The sequence below is a fragment of the Hymenobacter yonginensis genome, from assembly GCF_027625995.1.
Classification (GTDB): domain Bacteria; phylum Bacteroidota; class Bacteroidia; order Cytophagales; family Hymenobacteraceae; genus Hymenobacter; species Hymenobacter yonginensis.
Genome location: NZ_CP115396.1, coordinates 3,392,449 through 3,416,791, shown reverse-complemented (window position 1 = coordinate 3,416,791; position 24,343 = coordinate 3,392,449). Strand labels below are relative to the sequence as shown.

19 protein-coding genes, 1 tRNA gene and 1 pseudogene are annotated in these 24,343 nt (G+C 60.5%); 12 read left to right on the top strand and 9 right to left on the bottom strand.

Going from position 1 to position 24,343, the window contains the following annotated elements:
• Window positions 1-6: 6 nt before the first annotated feature.
• On the bottom strand, window positions 7-978 hold the full coding sequence (locus O9Z63_RS14800; RefSeq protein ID WP_270126036.1) for a hypothetical protein: 972 nt from the start codon (window positions 976-978) through the stop codon (window positions 7-9).
• A 162-nt stretch (window positions 979-1,140) separates the two neighbouring features.
• Between O9Z63_RS14800 and uvrA the strand changes: the two genes are divergently transcribed.
• The 5 genes from uvrA to O9Z63_RS14775 all read left to right on the top strand — a co-directional run bounded on the left by uvrA (window position 1,141) and on the right by O9Z63_RS14775 (window position 6,937).
• Window positions 1,141-3,993: an excinuclease ABC subunit UvrA gene (gene uvrA, locus O9Z63_RS14795; RefSeq protein ID WP_270126035.1), complete on the top strand. Its 2,853-nt coding sequence runs from the start codon at window positions 1,141-1,143 to the stop codon at window positions 3,991-3,993.
• A 248-nt stretch (window positions 3,994-4,241) separates the two neighbouring features.
• Window positions 4,242-4,715, top strand: coding sequence for a hypothetical protein (locus O9Z63_RS14790; RefSeq protein ID WP_270126034.1), 474 nt, complete (start codon window positions 4,242-4,244; stop codon window positions 4,713-4,715).
• A gap of 80 nt (window positions 4,716-4,795) precedes the next feature.
• Window positions 4,796-5,581, top strand: coding sequence for a hypothetical protein (locus O9Z63_RS14785; protein WP_270126033.1), 786 nt, complete (start codon window positions 4,796-4,798; stop codon window positions 5,579-5,581).
• A 56-nt stretch (window positions 5,582-5,637) separates the two neighbouring features.
• Complete coding sequence (gene tpiA, locus O9Z63_RS14780; protein WP_270126032.1) at window positions 5,638-6,402, top strand: triose-phosphate isomerase; 765 nt, start codon at window positions 5,638-5,640, stop codon at window positions 6,400-6,402.
• Window positions 6,403-6,550: 148 nt separating this feature from the next.
• Window positions 6,551-6,937 (top strand): DUF6150 family protein, encoded by a 387-nt coding sequence (locus O9Z63_RS14775; protein WP_270126030.1) that lies wholly within the window; start codon window positions 6,551-6,553, stop codon window positions 6,935-6,937.
• Window positions 6,938-7,005: 68 nt separating this feature from the next.
• Here the strand turns inward: O9Z63_RS14775 and O9Z63_RS14770 are convergent, their stop codons facing one another.
• Together O9Z63_RS14770 and O9Z63_RS14765 are read right to left on the bottom strand one after the other, a co-directional pair.
• Entirely contained in the window at window positions 7,006-7,320 is a 315-nt protein-coding gene (locus tag O9Z63_RS14770; protein WP_270129276.1) for an OmpA family protein, read from the bottom strand.
• Between the two features lie 26 nt (window positions 7,321-7,346).
• Window positions 7,347-8,042, bottom strand: coding sequence for a hypothetical protein (locus O9Z63_RS14765; protein ID WP_270126029.1), 696 nt, complete (start codon window positions 8,040-8,042; stop codon window positions 7,347-7,349).
• Between the two features lie 174 nt (window positions 8,043-8,216).
• On the opposite strand from O9Z63_RS14765, the gene prmA reads away from it, so the two are divergent.
• Window positions 8,217-9,050, top strand: a complete 834-nt coding sequence (prmA, locus tag O9Z63_RS14760; RefSeq protein WP_270126028.1) for a 50S ribosomal protein L11 methyltransferase — start codon at window positions 8,217-8,219, stop codon at window positions 9,048-9,050.
• 79 nt (window positions 9,051-9,129) lie between these two features.
• Here the strand turns inward: prmA and O9Z63_RS14755 are convergent, their stop codons facing one another.
• Window positions 9,130-9,471 (bottom strand): hypothetical protein, encoded by a 342-nt coding sequence (locus O9Z63_RS14755; RefSeq protein WP_270126027.1) that lies wholly within the window; start codon window positions 9,469-9,471, stop codon window positions 9,130-9,132.
• A gap of 293 nt (window positions 9,472-9,764) precedes the next feature.
• Here O9Z63_RS14755 and O9Z63_RS14750 point away from each other — a divergent pair, with 293 nt between their 5' ends.
• The 4 genes from O9Z63_RS14750 (at window position 9,765) to O9Z63_RS14735 (ending at window position 17,927) form a co-directional block, all read left to right on the top strand.
• A complete protein-coding gene (locus O9Z63_RS14750) occupies window positions 9,765-15,140 on the top strand; it encodes a hypothetical protein (RefSeq protein WP_270126026.1) in 5,376 nt (1,791 codons plus the stop codon).
• 181 nt (window positions 15,141-15,321) lie between these two features.
• Entirely contained in the window at window positions 15,322-15,963 is a 642-nt protein-coding gene (plsY, locus tag O9Z63_RS14745) for a glycerol-3-phosphate 1-O-acyltransferase PlsY (RefSeq protein WP_270126024.1), read from the top strand.
• A gap of 77 nt (window positions 15,964-16,040) precedes the next feature.
• Complete coding sequence (locus O9Z63_RS14740) at window positions 16,041-16,487, top strand: hypothetical protein (protein ID WP_270126023.1); 447 nt, start codon at window positions 16,041-16,043, stop codon at window positions 16,485-16,487.
• 75 nt (window positions 16,488-16,562) lie between these two features.
• The gene (locus O9Z63_RS14735) at window positions 16,563-17,927 is read left to right on the top strand and encodes a dipeptidase (protein WP_270126022.1); all 1,365 of its coding nucleotides are present in this window, start codon (window positions 16,563-16,565) and stop codon (window positions 17,925-17,927) included.
• A 61-nt stretch (window positions 17,928-17,988) separates the two neighbouring features.
• Here O9Z63_RS14735 and O9Z63_RS14730 read toward each other — a convergent pair whose 3' ends face one another.
• From O9Z63_RS14730 to O9Z63_RS14720, 3 genes are all read right to left on the bottom strand, one after another.
• Window positions 17,989-18,834, bottom strand: coding sequence for a porin family protein (locus tag O9Z63_RS14730; RefSeq protein ID WP_270126021.1), 846 nt, complete (start codon window positions 18,832-18,834; stop codon window positions 17,989-17,991).
• Window positions 18,835-18,998: 164 nt separating this feature from the next.
• Entirely contained in the window at window positions 18,999-19,664 is a 666-nt protein-coding gene (locus O9Z63_RS14725; RefSeq protein WP_270126020.1) for a porin family protein, read from the bottom strand.
• A 133-nt stretch (window positions 19,665-19,797) separates the two neighbouring features.
• Entirely contained in the window at window positions 19,798-20,541 is a 744-nt protein-coding gene (locus tag O9Z63_RS14720) for a porin family protein (protein ID WP_270126019.1), read from the bottom strand.
• 247 nt (window positions 20,542-20,788) lie between these two features.
• On the opposite strand from O9Z63_RS14720, the gene O9Z63_RS14715 reads away from it, so the two are divergent.
• Complete coding sequence (locus O9Z63_RS14715) at window positions 20,789-21,853, top strand: acyloxyacyl hydrolase (RefSeq protein ID WP_270126017.1); 1,065 nt, start codon at window positions 20,789-20,791, stop codon at window positions 21,851-21,853.
• Window positions 21,854-22,061: 208 nt separating this feature from the next.
• On the opposite strand, the gene O9Z63_RS14710 is transcribed toward O9Z63_RS14715, so the two are convergent.
• Window positions 22,062-23,093, bottom strand: coding sequence for a quinone-dependent dihydroorotate dehydrogenase (locus O9Z63_RS14710; RefSeq protein WP_270126016.1), 1,032 nt, complete (start codon window positions 23,091-23,093; stop codon window positions 22,062-22,064).
• A 238-nt stretch (window positions 23,094-23,331) separates the two neighbouring features.
• Between O9Z63_RS14710 and O9Z63_RS14705 the strand changes: the two genes are divergently transcribed.
• Window positions 23,332-23,404, top strand: a tRNA-Lys gene (locus O9Z63_RS14705).
• Window positions 23,405-23,571: 167 nt separating this feature from the next.
• Here the strand turns inward: O9Z63_RS14705 and O9Z63_RS14700 are convergent.
• Window positions 23,572-24,018 (bottom strand): annotated as a pseudogene (locus O9Z63_RS14700) (magnesium chelatase subunit ChlI family protein); the annotation flags it as partial.
• Between the last annotated feature and the right edge of the window lie 325 nt (window positions 24,019-24,343).

The window sequence follows — 24,343 nt, the reverse complement described above, 5'->3', positions numbered from 1 at the left end:
GGCTTGCTAAAAAGCAACAGCAACTGCTTCGGTCTCTTTGCCGGGCAGCAGTTTCAGCGCGTGCAAAGTATTTGCCACGCAGTCAGGCGCGCTGTAATTAGTGTAGATGAATAGGGGGCGTCCGTGCAGGGCGGTTTCCTTGTAACCAATGCCGGCGGCGGGTTTCTCCCAACCGAACAAAGACTTCTTCTTACCGGCTTTGTCGGGATAGGGTATAGTAACAGTTGGCTGGTGTTGGAGAACGTAAAGGCTGGTTTTTATCAGAATATCCTTCCAAGTCTTAATGGCCAACACTGAGCCATCAGGCAGTCGGAGTTGTCTGGGTTTCTGCTCAGGTAAGGCAGAAAGCGTGGTAAGGTGAGTCAGGCATATAAAGGCTGTTTGGTCAGTTGCTTCTTTCTGAGGCTTTGGCTGCTCCGGGATGTGGGCAATACTTGGAGAAGCAAAAGCGGCTTTCGGTGCGGAAGAAATAGGTATGTTGATGCCATGTCCGCTATGGGCGGCATCCAGCCATGTCAGCAATAGCAGCGCACATGTGGCTAAAGTGTCTTTTTTGATGTCGAAGCCAGCTGTAAGAGGGGTATCACCGGGTTTGAAATCATCATAGAAGTGCCACTTCATTCCATCTGTCAAAACTATTTTCGTGATGCCAAATCCAAAGGCATAGCCTAGTACCTGTTGTACTACTGACTTATGTTGCAAATCGGAGTTCAAGCATTTTGCCTCGATAAGACAGGAAATCTTGCCCTCGCTGTTATGTAAAGCATAATCCGCACGCCAAGATGAGTTGATAGTTTTCTCAGGCTCTACCATGAGCACATTTGCTGTATCCCAGCCAAGCACCCGCAGTATAGGGTCAATCAGAACGGTGCGAGTAGCTGCCTCATTCTTGCGGAGTAGTGGCGCGTTGAGTTCGGCACTGGTGCGAACGGCTTGTAAAACGGTATAGAGAGAAGCTAACGGACTTGTAGTGGACATCAGGAGAGGATAAAGGGCGTAATGCAATGTTAAGAATTTGTGGCCGCCTGCCGGCTGTTGTTGCCTTACTAGTTCCGCCCCGCCTCAATCCCCCGTACCTTCGCCTGACCTAAACCGCGCCCAGGGAAACCAAACCCCGGGCCCCGGCTGTTTACCCGTTCTATGGCTGACAATTCCGCTCTGCAAGTAGCCGCCCCCGCGGCTGATCCCATTGACCAGCTCGACCCGCGCGAGTTTATCCTCATCAAAAACGCCCGCGTCCACAACCTCAAGAACCTGAGCGTGGCCCTGCCGCGCAACAAGTTCATTGTGGTGACGGGCCTGTCGGGCTCGGGCAAGTCCTCGTTGGCGTTTGATACGCTGTATGCCGAGGGCCAGCGCATGTATGTGGAGAGCCTCAGCAGCTACGCCCGCCAGTTCCTGGGCCGGATGGACAAGCCCGACGTGGACTACATCCGGGGCATCTCGCCGGCCATTGCCATCGAGCAGAAGGTCAGCATCAAGAACAACCGCTCCACGGTGGGCACCAGCACCGAAATCTACGACTACCTGAAGCTGCTGTTTGCGCGGGTGGGCCGCACCTACTCGCCCATCAGCGGCGAGCAGGTGAAGAAGGACAACGTGGCCGACGTGGTGGACTACCTCATGCGCCTGCCCGCCGATACCCGCGTGATGCTGCTGGCCCCCCTGCAGCCCGCCCAGGACGGCCGCCCCATGAGCAAGGAGCTGGATCTGCTGCTCCAGAAAGGCTACAGCCGGGTAGTAGTGAACGGCGAAACCGCCTTCATCGAAGAGCTGATTGCCGAAGGCCAGCCCGAAGTAACGGGCGAAGTCTTCATCATGATTGACCGCGCCGTCATCATCCCCGGCGACGAAGACCTGACCTTCCGCCTCGCCGATTCCGTGCAAACTGCCTTCTTCGAGGGCCACGGCAGCTTGCTGGTCAGCGAGCGGGCCAGCACCGCCACAGAACCCACCACCAAGCAATTCTCCGACCGGTTCGAACTGGATGGGGTGGTGTTCGAGGAGCCGAGCGTCAACTTCTTCTCCTTCAACAACCCCTACGGCGCCTGCCAGACCTGCGAGGGGTTTGGCTCGGTGCTGGGCATTGACGAGGATTTGGTGATTCCGGATAAGAGCCTGACGGTGTACGAGGGTGCCATTGCTCCCTGGCGCACCGACAAGCAGAGCGAGTGGCTGAAGCCCCTGCTCAAAAACGGCATCCGGTTCGATTTCCCCATTCATCGGCCCTACAACGAGCTGAGCGAAGCCGAGCGCACCCTGCTCTGGAAGGGCAACAAGTACTTCGACGGCCTCGATACCTACTTCAAGTGGGTGAGCGAGCAGACCCACAAAATCCAGTACCGGGTGCTGCAGAGCCGCTACCGGGGCCGCACCACTTGCCCTGACTGCCGGGGCACCCGCCTGCGCAAAGACGCCCAGTACGTCAAGATTCAGGGCCAGAGCATCACCGATCTGGTACTGCTGCCGGTGAGCCGGGCCCTGGAGTTTTTCCAGACCCTCGACCTGCCCGAGCACGAAGCCAAGGTAGCCGAGCGCCTCGTGACGGAAGTCACCAACCGCTTGGAGTATCTGAACCGCGTGGGTTTGGGCTACCTCACGCTCAACCGCCTCAGCAGCACGCTGTCGGGCGGGGAAAGCCAGCGGATTTCGTTGGCTACCTCGCTGGGTTCGGCGCTGGTGGGCTCCATGTACATTCTCGATGAGCCCTCGATTGGTCTGCACCCCAAGGATGCCGAGCAGCTGATTGGGGTGCTGCGCTCCTTGCAGCAGCTCGGCAACACCGTGATTGTGGTGGAGCACGAGGATAAGATGATGGAGCAGGCCGACCAGATCATCGACATCGGGCCCGAGGCCGGCTCGGGTGGCGGTATCCTGCAGTTTCAGGGCACGTATGCCGAGGTGCTGATCTCCGACACTTACACCGGCCAGTACCTGAGCGGCCGCATGGCGGTGGAAGTGCCTAAAACCCGCCGCCCCTGGCGCAACGCCCTGGAGTTGACCGGCGCCCGCGAAAACAACCTCAAAAACGTGAGCGTCAAGTTCCCGCTGAACGTGATGACGGTGGTAACGGGCGTATCAGGTTCCGGCAAAAGCACGCTGATTCGGCGGATTCTGGCCCCGGCCCTGCTCAAGCAGCTGGGCGGCGGCGCGGGCGAGGCTACCGGCAAGTTCGACCGCCTCACCGGCGTGAACGGCCAGGTAACCCACGTCGAGTTCGTCGACCAGAACCCCATCGGCAAGAGCAGCCGCTCCAACCCGGTAACCTACGTGAAGGCTTACGACGCCATCCGGACCCTGTTTGCCGATCAGCCGCTGGCCAAGGCCCGGGGCTTCAAACCCTCGCACTTCTCCTTCAATATTGACGGGGGCCGCTGCGAGGTGTGCCAGGGCGAGGGTCAGGTGAAGATTGAAATGCAGTTCATGGCCGACATCTACCTGACCTGCGAAGCCTGCGAGGGCCGCAAGTTCAAGCAGGACGTGCTGGACGTGAAGTTCCAGGACAAGGCCATCAACGACGTGCTCGACATGACCATCGAGGACAGCATCACCTTCTTCAAGGATCAGCCCAAAATCGTGGAGCGCCTCAAGCCGCTCGATGATGTGGGCCTGGGCTACATTCGGTTGGGGCAGTCGGCCAACACGCTGTCGGGCGGGGAGGCCCAGCGCGTGAAGCTGGCCTCGTTCCTGACTAAGGGCAACACCCTGCAGAACGATAAAATCCTGTTCATCTTCGACGAGCCTAGCACCGGCCTGCACTTCCACGACATCAACAAGCTGATGACGGCCCTCAACGCGCTGGTGGAGCAGGGCAACTCGGTGCTCATCATCGAGCACAACATGGACATCATCAAGTGCGCCGACTGGGTGATTGACCTCGGCCCCGAGGGTGGCATCAACGGCGGCCACCTGCTGTTTGAAGGCACGCCCGAGGAAATGGTGAAGCACAAAGACACCAACCACACCGCCCGTTTCTTGGCCGAGAAGCTGTAGAAAGCTGGCTGAACGATGTAGAGACGCAATAGTTGAAGTCTCGTTGTTGCTGATGTTGTTACTTTAATCGTTTAACGGTACCGTTCAACGACGAGACGCAAAATATTGCGTCTCTACACCGTTCAACTTCCAACCGCCCCCAACCAGCTTCGTGCCGGTTGGGGGCGGTGCTTTTTACGGCCATAGCTGCTTGATAAATGCGCCAAATCAAGTATCTTATATAGGGATAAACGGATGCGCAGCGGGCTATGATGATTATGGAAAATCCGATGCTGCGGGTGCAGCATGACGCCGCTACCGGGTTGCTGCGCGTGGCGTGGCGGGCTGGGCAGCAGGTGCAGGGCTTCCGGCCGGCGCTGGAGTGGCTGATGGCGTTCAGCCGTCGCAAGCACGTCACCAACTGGCTGGTGGATATGCTGGGCGTGCCGCCGCTGGGCCTGCCCGAGCAGACCTGGATTGCGCAGGAGTGGTTTGCGGCCATGGCCACCACGCCCGTGCAGCACCTGGCCCTGGTGCTCCCGACGGATATGCACAACTACCTGGTGGCTACCGCCCCGGTGCACGAGCCGGCCCTGAAGCCGCCGTTTGCGCTACATTTCTTCCTGGATGCCGAGTCGGCTTTCAACTGGCTGCTGGGCGAGGCGCCGCACCGGCAGCAGCTGTGGCAGGAGTGGCAGCAGCCCCCGGCCCGCTTTTCGGCCAGCGTGCTGCGCGTGCCCTGAACGGGCCCTGAGCGTGGCGCGGGCCGGCGTCAACATTGCGGTAGCGTGGCCGTAGACGGAAGCCTGCTTTCTTTGCTTGTATGTCTGCTCCCTCACACTCCGCCGCTGCCGGCCGCCATTGGCGCTGGCTGGCCGCCGCCGCCATCTTCGGCAACATCTTCCTCAACTACTACTCCAACGCCTTTCCGTTCAACGGGCAGAACATGGGCGAGGTGTCGGCCAAGTACCCGACGCTGCTCACGCCGGCCGGCTACGCGTTCAGCATCTGGGGCCTGATTTTTCTGGCCCTGACGGTGTACGCCGTGTGGCAGCTGCTGCCGGCCCAGCGCCAGCTCACCCTGCCCGACGCTGTAGCCAAGCCCCTCACGCTGGCCAGTGTGGCCACGGCCGGCTGGGTGGTGCTGTTTGCCTTTGAGCACATTCTGCCCAGCGTAGCCACCATGCTCGTGATTCTGGCTGCCTTGATTGTGGTGTATGGCCGGGCGCGGCGGCGGGTGCTGGGGCACAGCGCGCCGCGCTGGGCCAGCGTGCCGTTTGCCCTGTACCTGGGCTGGATTTCGGTGGCCGCCACCATCAACATCACCATTGGTCTGCGGCAGCTGGGCTGGCAGACCGCCGAAAACCTCACGGTGCTCCTGACGCTGCTGCTGCTGGCCGTGGTGGTGGGCCTGGGGCTGCTATTGAGCCGCGAATTCCGCGACGAGGCCCCGGCGCTGGTAGGGGCGTGGGCGCTGCTGGCCATCTGGGTGGCGCGCCGGCCCGAGTACCCCGAGTTGGCCTGGGCCGCGCTGGCGGGCGCCGTGGTGGTGGCGGCGGGCAGCTTCGTGCTGGCCTCGCGCCGCCGGCGCCGGGCGCTGGGCGTCTGAATTGTCCGTAATTTGGCCCTTCAACAACTTCCCTTTCTACTCGTCTTCTTCTTCTTATGCGCAAGAACCTCGTTGCCGGCAACTGGAAAATGAACATGACCCTCCAGGATGGCCTAGCGCTGGTGTCTGAAATCACCAACATGGTGCAGGATGAAGTAACCGGCTCCGCGGTGGAGGTGGTTATCTGCCCGCCGTTTCCGTTCCTGGCTTCCATCGGCAAGCAGCTGCCCACGGGCGGCCAGTTCCATTTGGGTGCCCAAAACTGCCACCAGAAGGAAAGCGGCGCGTTTACCGGTGAGGTATCGGCCAAGATGCTGCAGTCGGTGGGTGCGGAGTACGTGATTCTGGGCCACTCGGAGCGCCGCCAGTATTTCCGCGAGGACGACGAGCTGCTGAGCCAGAAGCTAAAAGCTGCCCTGGCCGCTGGCCTCAAGCCCATCTTCTGCGTGGGCGAAAGCCTGGAAACCCGCGAAGCCGACGAAACCTTCGACTACATCAGCAAGCAGCTGAAAGACGGCCTGTTCCACCTCAGCAATGAAGAGTTCGACCAGGTAGTAATTGCCTACGAGCCCATCTGGGCCATCGGGACCGGCAAAACGGCCACCAGCGCCCAGGCGCAGGAGGTGCACGCTTTCATCCGCGAGCAGATTGCACGCGCCTATGACGCCGAGGCGGCCCTGAGCACCACCATCCTCTACGGCGGCTCGGCCAACGCCCAGAACGCCCGCGAGCTGTTCAGCCAGCCCGACGTAGACGGCGGCCTCATCGGCGGCGCCGCCCTCAAGTCGCGCGACTTCACCGAAATCATCAAGTCGTTCTAACTGTCATTCCGAGCAGCGCGAGGAATCTGGGGTGCTCACAATGGGCCTCCGGATTCCTCGTTATTGCTTGACACGCAGCCCGTCCGTAACATCAACGGACTTATTTCGGCCGGATAATTGTCGGGAAGACAAATCCTAACCTTACACTATGCTCTCCACCCTGATACTCTCCGGCCTGCTGGCGCTGAACCCCTTTGCCGCGCCGCAGCCGCGGGCGCCGTTTGTGGCGCCGCCGGCCGTAGCAGCTTCGCTGGAGCCGTGCCGCCTCTACGGTTCGGTGTACTTGGAGCGCGACCCCAACCGCCGCGGCTTCTGCTTCGGGGCGGTGTATGAGGAACCGGAAGAGGCCTTCGCCGACGTGCTGGTGTTTCCGGAAAGCAACAAGCTCTTCGCCGACAAGCCCGGCCTGTGGTACTTCACCGAAACCCGCGACTTCGCCGACTACGTGCTGTTCGTGAGCCCGAACCGCGGCCTGGCCGACTTCAGCATCAGCTACACCAAAGTGCGCTCCTTTGCCGGCTGCCGCAAGCAATAGCTGGGCCGTACGCCCAAAAAAGAAGCCCTTGCTCAGTTGAGCAAGGGCTTCTTTTTTGGGCGTACGGCCTACAGCTTCACCAGCTCCACGCGCCGGTTTTTGGCGCGGCCGTCTTCCGTGGCGTTGTCAGTCAGCGGCTTGGTCTGGCCGAGGCCGGTGGCCTGCAGGCGGCTGGCGGCTGTGCCGGCTTTGGTTAGCGCTGCCACCACGGTGCGGGCCCGGGCCTCGGAAAGCTGCTGGTTGTGGGCCGGGGTGCCGGCGTTGTCGGTGTGGCCCTGCACGGCCAGGCGCAGCTGCGGGTTCTGGCGTAGCAGTGCCAGCACTTCTGCCACGCCGGCCGCGGCCTCGGGCCGCAGGGTGGCCTTATCCGTGTCGAAGTTCAGGTAGAGGGCTATGTGGCCGTCGGCGTCTAGTTTTTTTTTATGTCGGCGGCATTCACCACGCCGGCCTGCTGCTGCATGCCGGCTTTTTCGATGACGTTGAGCACGTAGTCGGAGCCGCTAGGCTGCATCTGCACCCACACTTCCTTGTCTTTCTGGCGGATAACGTACGTGTCGGTAGGGCCGGAAATGTTGGTGTCATGCTTCTCGTACTCGTCTTCGCCAACAACTTTGATGGCGTCCTCTGACACCTCACCCGACGACACTTTCACGCCGCCCAGGCTCTTGATCAGGTTTTCGTAGTTGCGCTGCTGCATCAGCTCCGAAGCCGGTTTCTCGGAATCCACGGGGCGGAAGTGGCGGCTTACGATGCGGCCTTCCACGGCCACCAGGTTTTTGCCGTCGTACACGTAGGCGCGGTCGAAGTCGAAGCCGGTGCTGTCGCTGTCGTAGGCAGTGTGGTAGCCTTTCAGGCCACTCAGGTAGGGCCAGGCGCCCAGGCTGGCGCTGCTTACGGGCACGGTGCTGAGGTCGAAGGTGGCACCCGGGGCGGTGGTGGTGGCCGCCGCTTCGGCGGGGGCTTCGGTGGTGGCTGGCGCCTCAGTAGTGGCGGCTGGGCTGGTTTCGGTGGTAGCAGTGGTGTCTTCGGCGTTGTCTTTCTTGCCGCAGGAGGCCAGCAGGCCCAGCAAAGCACAGGAGGCTACGAGTCGAATCGTTGTTTTCATGAAACGGTGGTTGGAAAGAGTAAGATTGGTGGCTCAAAGGAAGTGATATTTATATAAAATGATAGATGAATGAATATGGCGGCGGTTTAACCGGCCGCATTGGCCCGGCCCGATTTTCCTGCGAACTTTGCAGCCCGGCCCGGCCGGCTAACCCTGATTTTTTCCTTCCTGATTATGGATTTTGTTGAAGTGCGCGTGCTGGCCCCCCGGGAGCTGGCCGACATCTTAGTGGCCGAGCTGGCCGAAGTAGGCTACACCACCTTCGAAGACAACGACGAGGGCTTCTGCGCCTACATCGACGAAGACCAGTTTGCGGCCGACGCCGTAACCGAAATCATGAGCCGCTACGAGGGCCAGGGCGAGCTGGGCTACGAGCACCGCGTGATTACGCGCCAGAACTGGAACGCCGAGTGGGAAAAGAACTTCGAGGCGCTGGTCATTGCCGATAAGGTGTCGGTGCGGGCGCCGTTCCACGAGGCCCGGCCCGACCTGGAGTACGAAATCGTGATTATGCCCCGCATGTCGTTCGGCACCGGCCACCACGACACCACGGCCCTGATGATTGCCAACCAACTCGACGTAGACCATCAGGGCAAGCGCGTGCTGGACATGGGCTGCGGCACCGGTATCCTGGCCATTATGGCCGTGCACTTGGGCGCTAGCTACGTACTGGCCGTGGACGTGGAGCCCTGGACCGCCGAAAACGCCGCCGACAACGCCCTCGAAAACAACGTGCAGGACAAAGTGGAAGCCCGCCTCGGCGACATCACCGCCCTGGAAGGCGAGGCCCCGTTCGACATCATCCTGGCCAACATCAACCGCAACGTGCTCCTCGACGACATGGGCGCCTACGGCCAGTACCTGAAGCCCAGCTGCCCCATTCTGTTCTCGGGTTTCTACGAGGAAGACTTGGCCCTAATCCGGGCGGCGGCCGAGCAACACGGCCTGCGCTACGGCAGCCACCGCACCCAGAACCACTGGGTATCGGCCATTTTCTATCAGGCTTAGGCGCGCCCAGCGGCCGCCCAAAAAGAAGGCCCGCACTACTCGGTAGTGCGGGCCTTTTGTGTTGAAGGTCAGGGAAAGATTACAGGCAGAGCGCCAGCCATTCCTCGTCGGAAAGGCCGTAGTCTACGGGGTTTTCGTGGACCAGTGCTTTGCGGCTGAGCACGGGCAGCACATCCTGCGGCGACACCAGGAAGTGGCGGGCCAGCCGGTCGAGGGCGGCTTTGCCCCGGCGCACGATGATGGTGCCGCACTCAGGCCGCACCTGCACTTCAGGGTCGACGAGTAGCAGCATTTCCTTCCACTCCGATACGGTAGCAGAAGACTTGCCCAGGCGTTGCGTGATGTCGTCGCGCAGCGTCTGAACGGCGCGCAGCAGCGCGTTCGGGGCGAGGGCAGAAAGCCGGGAAGCAGCGTTTAGCATAAGACAAGGCAAAGGAGAAAGTTCTGCTTATAAGATACGCAGATACATTCCGAAAGATACCGTTTTAGCTGAGCTGGGCGGTAAACTTTGCAAGAAATTTGTGTGTCTGTTGCATTATTTATTGCCGTCGGGCGGGCTCAAAATCAGTTCGGCACTGCCGCTGATTTTAGGACGGTAGGCGAGCTAAATAGTCCGAAACCAGCAAAATACCGGAGCGGGTGCCGCCATGCCTCCGAGTATGCCGACTATTAACGAAATTGTAGGCGACTTATCAGGTTCCGACGAATTTTCCTATGAAGCAATTCGCTTTCGGGTGGCTTAGCGCCCTGCTGCTGGCATTGAGTATGCCCGCCCTGGCCCAGCAACCCAAGCCGCAAACGCCTGCCCGCCAGCAGCCTGCCGCCGCCCCGGCCGCCGTGCCGCGCTTTAACGGCAAGCTCTCCGCCGACCCCGCGCAGTTTATCCAGGATGTGCAACTGATGATGGCGGCCACCAACAACGCGGCCGCCAAAAACACCGCCGCCAAGCTGCAGCAGCTGTGGGGCAGCAACAAGCTCACGGCCACCCAGCAGGGCACCATTGTGGCGCTGGCCCAGCAGATGCAGACCCTGGGCTACAAGCCCCGCCCGCACCTGGAGGCCTTGTTCGGGGCCATTGTGGCCGGTGCTACCGTGCAGAACTTCACCGACCGCCAGACCGACGAGCTGCTGGACGTGCTGACCAAAACCGTGCGCCGCGACCCGGGGCCGGAAGCGGCCAAGTTCATCAGCAGCACGGCCCAGTTTCTGGATACCAAGGTGCTGTATAGCTCGCGCTACAGCTCGCTGCGGGTGGTAGGAGGCAGCTTCTCCTTCGCCTACAACGACCAGGACATGCCCAGCATGGCGCCCGCGCCGGCTCCGGCGCCCGCCCCCGTTTCGGCGCCGGTAGTTACGCAGCCGCTCAACACCAAAGCCGCCGCCAAGCCGGCCGCCAAGAAGCCCGCCAAAAAGCGCAGCTCCGACGGCTGGGACACTGCCGACCTGTGGAGCAGCAGCGGCAGCGGCTGGGGCGACAGCAACGACGGCTGGGGCACGCCCAAGAAAACCACTAAAGCCGCGCCCGCTAAAGCCGGCACCGCCCCCGCCGCCACGCCCGCGCCGGAGCCGGTGTATGAGCCCGCGCCCTACTTCGACAGCTACGTGGCCCCGCCCACGCGCGGCCCGGTGCTGCTGCTCAAGGATGCCGACCTGTTCATTTCCAGCAGCGCCGACTCCGTCACCATCACCAAAACCAGCGGGGCCGTGCTGCCCCTCACCGGCAAGTTTGTAGGCTACGGCGGCCAGTATGCCTGGCAGGTGAACGGCAACCCCGTTACGGCCGACCTCAGCACCTACGACTTCGACCTCAACCGCCCCGAGTTCACGGCCGAGCCCGTGACGCTGACGTACCCGGCGGTGCTGGAATCACCGGTGAAAGGCGCGCTATCCTACAAGAGCGTGAAGAAGAAGCCGGGCGCCGCCGACTCCGGCTATCCGCGCTTTATCTCGCTCACCAACGACGCCCGCGTCAAGAACATCGGCGACAACATCCGCTACTATGGGGGCTTCTCGCTGGCGGGCAGCCGCACGCTGTCGGCCTCGCTGGACGGCTCGTTGTCGCGCATCTTCGTGGACGTGGACGGCAAGCCCAAATTCCGGGCCGACAGCCGGGCCTACGTGCTCGGCGACTCGGTTATCACGGCAGAGCGGGCTTCGGTGTCGATTTTTGAGGACAAGATTGACTCGCTCACTCACCCCGGCGTGAAGCTGAAGTTCAACAAGAAGGCCCAGATTCTGCAACTGGCCCGCGAGGCCGGCCTCTACAAAACCACGCCTTACTACGACTCATACCACCAGATGGAAATCACGGCGGAGATGCTGACCTGGCCCATCCGGACGCCCGATATCCAGTTCTCCATCCTGACGGCCAAAAACCAGGTGACGGCCAACTTCGAGAGCAAGGAGTTCTATACCAACACCCGCTACCAGCAGATCAAGGCCATCAACAAGCTGCACCCGCTGCAGATGGTGGTGGGCTTCAGTGCCGAAAACGGCAACCGCAAGCGCTTCACGGTGCAGGAAGTGGCCGATTTCCGCAAGCTCAAGCCCGAAAACGTGCGCTCCGCCGCCGCCGGCCTCGCCCGCGACGGCTACGTGGACTGGAACCCCCAGACCCAGCAGATTACGCTGCGGCCCAAGGCCCTGCACTACGTGAATTCCTCACGCGGCAAGAAAGACTACGACCACATTGCCATCAAGAGTTTGTCGCCGTCGGGCAAGAACGCCACCCTCAACCTCACCAGCAACGACCTGATTGTGCGCGGCGTGGACCGTTTCAACTTCTCCGACGACTCCGTGACGGTGTTCGTGAAGCCCGACTCCAGCATCATCCGCATCCAGAAAAACCGCGGGGTGCTGTTCAACGGCACGGTGGTGGCCTCGGCCTTCGTGTTCAAAGGCAAGGAGTTCCGGTTCGACTACGACGGCTTCTTCATCGACCTGGCCCAGATTGACTCCATCATCGTGAAGGGCAAGAACTCGAAAGGCTCGGTGATGAAGGCCCGCAAAGACACCGATTTCACCCTCACCAACAAGAAGAAAACCTCCACCGGCAAGCTCTACATCAACCACCCCAACAACAAGTCGGGGCGCAAGAAGCTGGGCGCGTATCCGTCGTTTGACGCCACTACCGGCGCTTATGTGTACTTCGACAAGCCCGAGGTGCTGGGCGGCGCCTACGATACCACGGTGTACTTCGACATTCCGCCCTTCAAACTCGACTCGCTCAACAACAAAAACCGCTCTGCGGTGGGCTTCAAGGGCACGTTCGTGAGCGGCGGCATAGTGCCCGACATCAAAACCAAGCTCAGTTTGCAGGAAGACGGCTCGCTGGGCTTCACCTACGATCTGCCCAAGGAAGGCGTGCCGGTGTATGGCGGCAAGGGCCGCCTGTTCAACAAGGTGAAGATGAGCAACCGCGGTATCCAGGGCATTGGCGACATTAAGTACCTGACCAGCACGCTCAGCTCCGAGCAGTTTATCTTCTACAAAGACTCCGTGGTGACGGTGGGCAAGGCCGGCACCATTCTGCCGGGGCCGCTGAACGGCACCGAGTTTACGAAGGTGAACCTGCCGCCCGGCTACCAGATGAAGTGGGCCGTGAAGCAGGACTCGATGTACCTGAGCACCCAGGCCGGCACCGCGGGCAAGCCCATGTTGCTCTACGGCGACCAGTACGGCTTCAAGGGCGTGGCCACCCTCTCGCCGGGCGGCCTCTACGGCGACGGCCGCATTGAAGGGCCGCAGTCCTTCATCCGCGCCACTCAGATTGCCTTCAAGCCCACCAGCTACAGCGGCAAGCGCTCCACGCTCAGCATCAAGTCGGCGGAGCCCAACAAGCCCGCCCTCACGGCCAACAACGTGGCCTTCGCCTACGACGTGAAGAACGGCAACACCGTCTTTGCCCGCGAAGCCGACGACACCAAGTCCAGCATCGACCTGCCGTATTCTGATTACAAAACCACGCTGTCGGGCGGGGTCTGGGATTTCAAGAAGAAGCTGGTGCAACTGAAGGTGGCGCCCGGCGCCGACTCCACGCGCTCCTATTTCTACTCGACCCGCAAAGACCAGAACGGCCTGAAGTTCCGGGCCGCTACCGGCCAGTACGACCTGGCCCGCTACCGCCTAGTGGCCGGCGGCGTGCCCTACATTGCCTCCGCCGACGCCTGGATTTCGCCGGACTCCAGCAAGGTCTACATCCTGGCCAATGCCCAGATGCGCACCTTCCAGAACGCGGGCATCGTGATGGACACGCTGGCCAAGTTCCACAAGCTCTACCAAGGCGAAATCAAGGTGCTGTCGCGCAATGCCTTCACCGGCAACGCCCTGTATAGCTACAAAAACGCCTCCGCCGACTCCTTCGCCATTAAGTTCGCCAACTTCCAGATCGACTCGGCGGCGGTAGGTATGGGCTCGGCGAAAGGCGCTAAGCCGGTGGCTGCAAAGAAAGGCGGCCTGCTCAAGCGCAACGACGACACCGGCAACGCCCCGCTTTCGCCGCCCACCACGGCCGTGGCCACCATTGATGCCAAAGACAAGTTCCACTTGGCCCCACGCATTGCCTACCGCGGCGGCGTCAATATGAGCTCCAAGCGTAAGGGCTTCATCTTCGACGGGCAGGCGCGGCTGGAGTTCAGTAAGGTGCCTACCGCCGCCGAGTGGTTTGCGGTGCAGGACTCCATTGACCCCAAGGCCATCCGGCTGCGGATTCCGGAGCCCGGCGTGAAGGCCGCCGACGACAACCTGTTCACGGGCCTGTTCCTGTCCGACGGCACGGGCAAGGTGTACCCGCTCTTCGCCGGCCCCAAGCCCGACATCATCGACCGGAACTTCTTCCAGGCGGGCGGCACGCTGGCCTTCGACCAGAAGAAAGGTGTGTACACCATTGCCAACCACGACCTGGCCGACCCCAATCAGTATGAGGGCTCGGTGATGAGCTTCACGGATTCCACGTCGGCGCTGAGCTTCCGCGGCAAGTTCAACTTCATCAACTCCAGCAAAGACTACGGCATAACGGCCTCGGGCGTGGGCACCGCCCGCCCCGACAGCAACCGCTACTCCATCAACAGCTTCCTGACCTTCGACATCAACCTGCCGGAGAAAGCCGTGGAAGCCATGGCCGCCGATATGGCCACCAACACCAAGGGCGCCCCCGAGGCCCTCGACGGCACCCAGGACGAGTTGTATAAGCTGGCCGAGTTCATTGGCAACAAGGGCGTGCAGACCTACGCCGAGCGCCGCGGCAAGTACGAGCCGCTGCAGAAACTCTCGCCCAAAATGCTGCACACGGTGGTGCTCAACAAGGTGAATCTGCGCTGGAACGAGAAGTTCAAGGCTTGGTACTCGGTGGGCAAGATTGGCTTGGTGAGTGTCGGCAAGAAGGATCTGAACGCGCTGATTGACGGCTACATTGAAATCCGGAAAGGCGAAAACAACACCGATGAGGTGAACCTCTACCTGGAGGCTGAGCCCCAGACCTGGTACTTCCTCAAGTACTCGGGCACGGCACTGCTGGCCAAGGCCCAGCACGGCTCCTTCGACGAGATTGTGGGCCGCGCCGCCAAGGGCGACTACAACACGGCCACCCAGTACGGCTTCTTCCTCGGCGACGACCAGGAGGTGCAGCAGTACCTGACGCACTTCCGAAAAGACTACCTGCGCGAAGACCCCAAGAAGATCAAGGCGCCGGTATCGTCGGGCGCGCAGAGCACCGGCAACTTCGACTTCGACCAGGATACCAGCAAGAAGAAAAAGAAGAAAGGCAACGAGCCCGCCTTCGACGCCGACGGCATGCCGATTGAGGAAGCCCCGGTCGAGAAGAAAAAGAAAAACAAGAAGGAGGAAGCCGCCTTCGGGGCCGACGAAACGCCAGTGGAAGACACCAGCAAGAAGCCAGCAGAAGACACCGGCAAGAAGGCCAAGAAAGCCGCCGAGCCCGTAGCCGCCGACCCTGCCGACGAGGAGCCTGCCGTAGACCCCAAGCAGGCCAAGAAGGAAGCCGAGCGACTGAAGAAAGAAGAAGAGAAGAAAGCCAAAGAGGACGCCAAGAAGAAGAAAAACAAAGAAGACGACCCCTTCGGCGACTCCTAAGCAACCAACGCCCCGGCCCCCGGCCGGGGCGTTTTGCGTTGTAGCACAGGCTTCAGCCTGTGCCGTGCAGCGTATGTCTTGCCTAGCCTCCTTGCTACGGCCCTACACGCCGTTGGCCAACTGGCGCGCGGAAGCGTATGCAGCACTTTCTATCTTTGGCCCTGTTCCTTTCTCCCCGCCCATGAATCTTGCTATCATCTTCGGCCTGCTGCTGGCCGCCTACCTGCTTGGCTCCATCCCCACGGCCCTGTGGGTGGGCCAGCGCTTCTTCGGCCTCGATATCCGGGAGCATGGCTCCGGCAACGCCGGTGCCACCAACACCTTCCGGGTACTGGGCAAGAAGCCGGGCTCCTTCGTGATGGCCATTGATGTGCTGAAGGGCTGGGCCGCCACCTCGCTGGCTCAGGTGATGCTCAATCAGGGCGCCATCACGCCTGGGCAGCTGCTGTATTTTCAGCTGGCCTGCGGCATTCTGGCCATTGTGGGGCACATCTACCCGGTGTTTGCGGGGTTCCGGGGCGGCAAGGGCGTGGCCACGGTGCTGGGCATGATGCTGGCCATTGCGCCCGCCACGGTGGGTGTGTGCGTGCTGGTGTTTCTGGCGGTGCTGGCTACCACGCAGTACGTGTCGCTGAGCAGCATGTCGGCCGGGGTTGCGTTTGCGCTGCTGCAGCTGCTGCCGGCGTTCCGGCCGCAGAATCCGCTGCTGGTGTGGTTCGGCTTTGTGCTGGCGGCGCTGCTCGTCTACACCCACCGCGCCAACATTGGGCGGCTGCGCGCCGGCACCGAGAGCCGCGTGCCGCTGCCGTGGAAGCGGAAGTAATTGCCTTTTCATAAAATAGTAATATGTCACCTAAGGTCTTTAGTATTTTATTGCTTTTGTGCATGTCCTGTGCGGATATGAAAACAGATTTAGATAGATATCCAGAATTTAAAAGCGAATACGTTAAATATGAAATTAAATCATATATGAAGAGGAATAATTTAAAAGATGCTGTTTATTATATTGAAATAAGTAAGTCAAATGATACTACAAGTATTGAAATGTCTTCCTTTATGCGTAGAGAATTTATTGATATAATACGGCCATGTGCTGTGATAAATGCATATGGGGATTCTATTCTGATAAAGCATAGTCTCTGTGAAAAGGCTAAAGTGTCTAATTATATCACGAGTTTTGTGAATAGCAATCTAAAAAGTTACGAACCTATTATGGAAATAAGAGCTAATGGTGATACCGTTGAGTATCACGAAAATGTATTTTATGATCCTGAGGTAATGAAAATATATTTATATGGTGGTATGATGAACGTTATAAAGGCTAATGATATGTATATAAGCAAGTAGCTATTGCTTCAATTACGGCATATGCTGCCTCTCAACTACCTTTACCCCCGCATTCCCACTAACCCCGCTTCCCGCATGGCTTCTCTCCTCGAACAGCACCAGGACCGTTTTCTGAGCGAATTGCTCGACTGGCTGCGTATTCCTTCGGTTTCGGCCGACCCCAAGTTTCACGGCGACGTGCTGAAAGCCGCCGAGTACCTCAAGGCCCGCTTCGAGGAAGTAGGGCTGGAGAAGGTAGAGCTGTGCCCCACGGCCGGCAACCCCATCGTCTACGGCGAGAAAATCGTTGACCCCAGCCTGCCCACGGTGCTCGTGTACGGCCACTACGACGTGCAGCCCGCCGACCCGTATGAGCTCTGGGATTCGCCGCCGTTCGAGCCAGTCATCAAAGACGAGAAGATCTACGCCCGCGGCGCCTGCGACGATAAAGGCCAGGTGTACATGCACGTGAAGGCCCTGGAAATGATGAACCTGGACGGCGGCTTGCCCTGCAACATCAAGGTGATGATTGAGGGCGAGGAGGAAATCGGGTCCAATAACCTCGGCATCTTCGTGCGCGCCAACAAGGAAAAGCTGAAGGCCGACGTCATCCTGATTTCCGACACCGGCATGCTCGCCAACGACGCGCCCAGCATTGAGGTGGGCCTGCGCGGCCTGAGCTACCACGAAGTGGAAGTGACCGGCCCCAACCGCGACCTGCACTCCGGCATCTACGGCGGGGCCGTGCCCAACCCTATCAACGTGCTTTGCAAGATGATTGCCTCGCTGCACGACGAAAACAACCACATCACCATCCCGGAGTTTTACAAGAACGTGGCCGTGCTGACGGACGCCGAGCGCGCCGAGCTGAACCGCGTGCCGCACTCCGACGACGAGTTCAAGCAAAGCATCGGCCTCAACGATGTGTACGGCGAGAAAGGCTATACCACCGTGGAGCGCATCGGTATCCGGCCCACTTTGGACGTGAACGGCATCTGGGGCGGCTACACCGGTGAGGGCGCCAAAACCGTCATTGCCTCCAAGGCCTACGCCAAGATTTCGATGCGCCTGGTGCCCCACCAGACCTCCGACGAAATCACGGCTTTGTTCCAGAAGCACTTCGAAAGCATTGCCCCCAGCGGCGTGACGGTGGTCGTGAAGCCCCACCACGGTGGAGAGCCCGTGGTGACGCCGACCGACTCAGTGGCCTACAAAGCCGCGGCCGACGCCATGGAAACCACCTTCGGCAAGCGCCCCATCCCCACGCGCGGCGGCGGCTCCATCCCGATTGTGGCCATGTTCAAAACCGAGCTGGGCCTCGACACGGTGCTGCTCGGCTTCGGCCTCGACTCCGACGCCATCCACTCGCCCAACGAGCACTACGGCGTGTTCAACTTCCTGAAAGGCATCGAAACCATCCCGCACTTCTACCGCAACTACGCCGCGGCCATGAAGGCGTAAAGATTAGACTGCCCTGAAACCGAAAGGCCGTTCCCACCATCGTGGGAGCGGCCTTTCGGTTTCAGGGCGCAGCCGGCGCCGTGCCAGCCGCCGGAGCGGCCGGCTGTGGCGTGGCGGGTGCAGCGGGTGCGCGCCCGATCTTGCCTATAGCTTGTAGCAGCTTGCGGGGGCCTCGATACAACAGAAAGCTTCCGCCCCGAAAAAGCAGCGTTGGGGTGGTGATGAATACCAGGCGGGTGCTGTTGCGTGCCAACGATTTGCTGCCGCGCCAGAGGGCGGTGCCTGTCGCGACGCTAGCGCGCTTCACCTGTTTGGGCTCAAACAAAGCCCCCACGTAAAACTGCAGCGCGCTGTTGCGGATGTTTGTCCGGACGACGTCGCCGGAAAAATCAACGTCGCGGTATAGCGGCGTGAGGTCGGCGGAGTAGCGCCAACCCATCTGCACGCCGGACGGATCCTGGTAGCCGAAACCTACGGCAAATCCATAAGTGTAGGGGTTGAATGGCGTCTTGCCGGCCGAGCCCAGGGCAGGGGCGTTGGGCTGCGCCGTAAGCAGGCGGCTGACGAGCGGGCCGGCCTCCACAAAAAGGTCGTCCAGCGTGTACTGCGCCAGCACCGGCACATCCAAGTAAGCCAGCCGGTGGCCAATGCTGGGGCCGTACTGCCTGGACTGGTCGCCTTTGAGCGCATAGTGTGCTTCCGCCTGTACGCCCAGCCGATCAGTAAGCCGGAGCCGGGCCATGCCACCGGCGTGCCCGCCCAGCCGGAGGCGGCTCTGCCCTACGTCCGCGCCGACCCCGCTGGAGAGGCTTAGTCCGGTCTTGATTCCAATTTTCACGGTTTGGGCAACACTCACCGTTTGTGTGGCGCCCAGGCCCACGAATAGCAGCAGTAGCTTTTTTCTCATCCTTACAAAATACCTGATAGCCTATCCGGCCGGTCTTCCGACGAGCCGCTACGCTACGGCTGCAAAAAGAGCGCCAGGAGTATCTGTTGGAAAGGATATAAAAAGCAAAAGCCCTCTGCCGGGAAGGGCAGAGGGCTTTTTTGGGGGTGGGGGAGGACTACCGGCTAGTTGCCGGGCAGCAGGAAACCTACCGAGGCCTGGAATACCGAGTTGCGGGCGTTGCGCACGTCAGCGTCGCCGGTGTAGCCATCTTTGCCGAAATCCGTGAACGAGCCGTTGTAGCGCAGGCCCAGGATCAGGCCGTTATCAGCCTGGAAGCCAAGGCCAGCAGCATACCCGATTTCGTTGCGGTTCACGTTGTCGAGGTCGGCTACACCTTGGCGCTGGAAGGCCGTGTTGCCGTTGATGGACACCTTCGAGTCATCCTTCACTTTCAGCAGGTAGCTGTACTGCGGGCCGGCCTCAAAGTAGGCACCGCCGGCGCGTATTTTCAGCAGCACCGGCACGTCGATGTAATTATAGGTCCGGTCGCCGTCGTATTTCACCTTTGTGCTGCCGATGGTAAACTCATCGTCGGCGTAGGTGAAACCCTTCTGCGAGAACAGCACTTCCGGCTGCACCGACAGAAAGCCGTCGTCGAGCAGGCCAATGTTGAGCATGGCGCCGCCATGGAAGCCAACCTTGTTCTTGTAGCGGTCCTCCTCAGTGAGGTCGCCGGAGATGTTGGAGAGGTTGGCACCACCTTTCAGGCCGAACCGGATGCCTTGCGCGTGGGCGGAGGCGCCGCCCATCAGCAGCAGGGCAAACAAGGCAACAGAAGTCTTTTTCATGGGGTAAAAAAGGTTAAGTAAACCACAGTGCCTGCTATACGAGCCAGGCGGGCAGGCGGGTTGTGGTAGCAAAAAAACGGCCGCTTCTTCGCGGGAAGAAACGGCCGTTTTCAGAGTGTATTGTGCCAGTTGCCTACTTGGTAGGAATCAGGTAACCCAGCTGCAGCGTGAAAGCGTTGTTGAAAGCCTTCGGCTCGTTGTCGGTATTTTTGGTGTCAATCAGCGAGTTGAAGCCACGTGCATAGCGCAGGCCCAGGCTGATGCCGCCATCGGTCATGTAGCCCACACCAGCTACACCGCTGATGTCAAACTGCGCCAGATCCGACTTGTATGCGTCGTCGCGGCTTACGCCGGTGTAGTCGAGGAAGCCGCCGTTGTCTTCCACCTTGTCTTTGGTGCCGTCGGTGTACTTGGTGGTAGTCTGCGACTTGGTTTTCGAACCGAACAGGTAGCTTACCTGTGGGCCCAGCTCGAAGAACAGACCGCCGGCGTTGATGCGGGCCAGCAGGGGCACGTCGAGGTAGTGCAGCACGCGCTGCTGCTCCTGCTCAAACGACTTCACGTTGGTGGCCAGGCCCGACTTCTGGGTGGTGGAGATTTCGTAGCCTTTGCGGTTGTACAGCAGCTCTGGCGAGAACGAGAAGAACCCGTCGCTGCTCAGCGGAATGATGGCGCTGATACCACCGTTATAGCCCAGCTTGTAGTCGCCCAGGTCAGTGCTGTAGTTGTTGCCGGTAATCAGGTTCACATTGTCGCCGGAAACGTTGGAGTAGGTACCGCCGGCTTTGATACCGATGCGGAAACCACCTGCATCCTGGGCGTGAGCAACGGCGGCAGCTGACACCAGGGCCAGCGTGAGGGCAAGAGACTTTTTCATGAGAATGAGTGAGGAGGGGGTGGAGGTGGCAAACACGTGACGACAACACAAATCCGGGCCAATGGCCATCAGTGGGGCCGTTTCAGGGCCTCTTAGCGAAGGAAGTACCCGAAATGTTGCGTTGGCCTGAAAAATTAATCTGACGGATACGTGCGGGCCGCGGCAGTTAGGCTGCCTATTTTCGTGCTCGTTTTGCTGTCGTATGCCGTTCTCTAGTCGATTGATACTGAAGCTCACAGGGGTATTTTTGCTGTTGCTGGTCGGCCCGCTGCAGGCCCAGCAGGCCCCGCCCGGCCCGCTGGTTATCGGGGCCTACGCGCAGGGTAGTTTTATTATCGCCCACACTCCGGCCATCAGCCATCTGGCCGTGTCGCACCCCACGGGGCTGGAGCTGAACCTGCAGCGCCAGACCAACGGCTCGGAGCCCTGGCACGCCTGGTACCGCTACCCCAAAATCGGGCTGGCATTGGTCTACTACGACTATCACAACCCCGTGCTGGGCCAGTCCTACGCGTCCACCATCTACCTCAACAAACGGTTTCTGTACTCGCCCCGGCACGAACTGAACTTCCGGCTGGGTACCGGCCTGGCCTACTTCACCAACCCGTTCAGCCTCGAAACCAACCACAAAAACACCATCGTCAGCTCGCGCCTGAACGCTACGCTGCAGATGCGACTAGAGTACGATATGGCCGTGGCTGAGCACCTGGGGCTGCTGGTGGGCCTGGGGCTAAATCATTACTCCAACGGCGCCACCACCAAGCCCAACTTCGGCATCAACCTGCCCACCGTGTTTCTAGGGCTCAACTACCACCAGCAGCGCCCCTTCGTGCCGCTGGCTCCGCCCGCCGACGACACCCCCGCCGACTTGGGCCAGAACTTCCTCAACCTGAGCACCAGCCTGGGCTTCAAGCAGCGCAGCGCCACCGACCGCCACAAGTACCTCGTGCACTCGGTGTCGGTGCTGGGTGGGCGCCGCGTGGGGCGCAAAAGCAACCTGCTGGTGGGCCTTGAAGGCTTCTACGACCGGAGCTTGGTGCCGGAGTTGCGCGACACCGCCCGCACCACCGACAACCTGCCCGACGTGAAAAAGGCCGGGGCCCTCATCGGCCACGAACTGCTGTTCGGCCGTCTGGCCGTCGTCACGCACCTAGGCTTCTACATCTACAATCCCTATAAATCCAACAAGTTCTACTACGAGCGGATCGGCCTGAAATACCACTTCACCGACCACGTTTTCGGCGCCGTCGACCTCAAAGTACACCGCGGCTCCGCCGACGTCATCGAGTGGAAAGTGGGCGTGAAGCTATAATGGTGGATGTGTGGGTTGGTGGAGTGGTGGGTTCAACGTCATATTGAGCTTGTCGAAGCAGCTCTACCGCTTCGCTGGAATGTTATTCCGAGCAGCGCGAGGAATCTCGCGTGCTGCCATTGGTCATGGCAACCCAAAGAAGCGGTAGAGCTGCTTCGGCAAGCTCAACATGACGTTCAACCCACCACTCCACCAACCCAGCAACCCGCTACTTCACCAACGCCTGATTGATGCGCTTGATCAGGCCGGGGCCTTCGTACACGAAGCCGCTGTACAGTTGCACCAGCGAGGCGCCGGCCGCCAGCTTTTCCTGCGCGTCCTCGGGCGAGTGAATGCCGCCCACCCCGATGATGGGCAGCGCGCCTTTGCTGTGCTGATGCAGGTAGCGCACCACCTCCGTGGCCCGCTGGCGCAGCGGGCGGCCGCTCAGGCCGCCGGCGCCCAGGCTCTGCACGTGGCTGGCAGGCGTCTGCAGTCCGTCGCGGCTGATGGTGGTGTTGGTGGCCACGAGGCCGCTGAGCTGCGTTTCGCGGGCTATCAGCAGGATATCGTCGAGCTGGGCGTCGGTGAGGTCGGGGGCTATTTTGAGCAGCAGCGGGCGGGGCGAGGGCAGCGTGGCGTTGCGCTCCTGCACCTGCTGCAGCAGCCGGATCAGCGGCTCGCGCTCCTGCAGCTGCCGCAGCCCCGGCGTATTCGGCGACGACACGTTCACCACGAAGTAGTCGACCACGGCGTGCAGCGCCTCCACGCAGGCCACGTAGTCGTGGGCCGCCTGCTCGTTGGGCGTGTCCTTGTTCTTGCCGATGTTGCCGCCCACAATCAGGCCGGCCGGGCGCGGGCCGCGCAGCCGCTCGGCGGCGGCGGCGGCGCCGTGGTTGTTGAAGCCCATGCGGTTGAGCAGCGCCCCGTCCTGCGGCAGCCGGAACAGGCGCGGCGTGGGGTTGCCCGGCTGAGGCCGCGGCGTCACCGTCCCGATTTCCACGAACCCGAAGCCCAACTCGCCTAGCTCCGGCAGCAGCTCGGCGTTTTTGTCGAGGCCGGCGGCCAGCCCCACCGGGTTGCGAAACCGCAGCCCGAACACTTCCCGCTCCAGATCCGGATGCTGAAAGTCGTAGAGCCCGCGCAGCAGCGCAGCCCCGCCCGGCACCCGATGGGTGCGCCGCAGGTTATCGAACACCAGATGATGCGCTTTTTCTGCGTCGAGCTGAAAGAGCAGGGGCTTGAGTAGGGCTTTGTACATGGCTGACCAGCGCGTTTCCGGAAGACAAAGCTCCCACTTATTCCGTTAGCGGACACGCGGTCTGGCAACAGCTCCTGAAAAATTTATTTTGAAAGATATATGCCTGAAAACTAGCTGAATCGGGTGTGCAACACGGGCTGCCTGACCGCAAAGGCAGAAAAAAGCTTGCAGGAAGTGAAATGACCTAGTACTTTTGCCATCCCTTCAGCAGGAAGCCAAGGCCACTGCAACGGGAACTGATTCTGTAGCTCAGCTGGTAGAGCAATACACTTTTAATGTATGGGTCCTGGGTTCGAATCCCAGCGGGATCACTAAAAACCCTCACTGCGACACGCAGTGAGGGTTTTTTATTGTTGCCTACTGGAAGCCAAAGTCCCTGCAAGTCCAGGTCGTGCAGCCACCCCCAACTTGCCCGGCATCCGGCCCCGCGCCAACTACAAAATCCGCGAAATCCGAAAAATCCGTTTGAATCCGTGATTCAGCCGGCCCAGCCTTCGCGGTCGAGGCTGCGGTACTGGATGGCTTCGGCCAGGTGGGGCAGCTGGATTTCCTCGGCTTCGGCCAGGTCGGCGATGGTGCGGGCCACTTTCAGGATCCGGTCATAGGCGCGGGCCGAAAGGCCGAGGCGCTCCATGGCGGTTTTGAGCAGCGTGCGGCCGGCGTCGTTGATAGCGCAGATGTCCTTCACCATCTGGGGCGGCATCATGGCGTTGGAGTGGATGTCGGGGAAATCCTGGAAGCGGCGGGCCTGCACCTGCCGGGCCGCATCTACGCGGCGCTGAATGGCCTGGCTGCTCTCGGCCTTGCGCGTTTCCGTCATCTGGTCGAACGTGACGGGTGTGACTTCCACGTGCAGGTCAATCCGGTCGAGGAGCGGGCCACTGACTTTGTTGAGGTAGCGCTGCACCACGCCGGGGCCGCACACTGTCAAATACAGAAGACGATGATAATCGAGACTATAGTTTAGGCACTTTCGCACTAAAAGTCGATGAGAATTTTACAAGAGTTGATGATACTAGATTGGAAACTACCTGTAGTCGATGATTACAGTTTACAAAATAGCCCGGCAAGCTCTTGCCTGCCCCCATTCTTTGTCGGTGCTATCAGTAAGCTCACGCTTTATCGCAACATGTGCACTGGAATCGTTGCTTTCACTTTTTTGGGGCAGCGCTTAGCAATTATTGAGCCTAATACAGTAGCTTCCATATGATTGAGGGTTTTATTAAATTTTTCACCAAGTCAAATCGAGC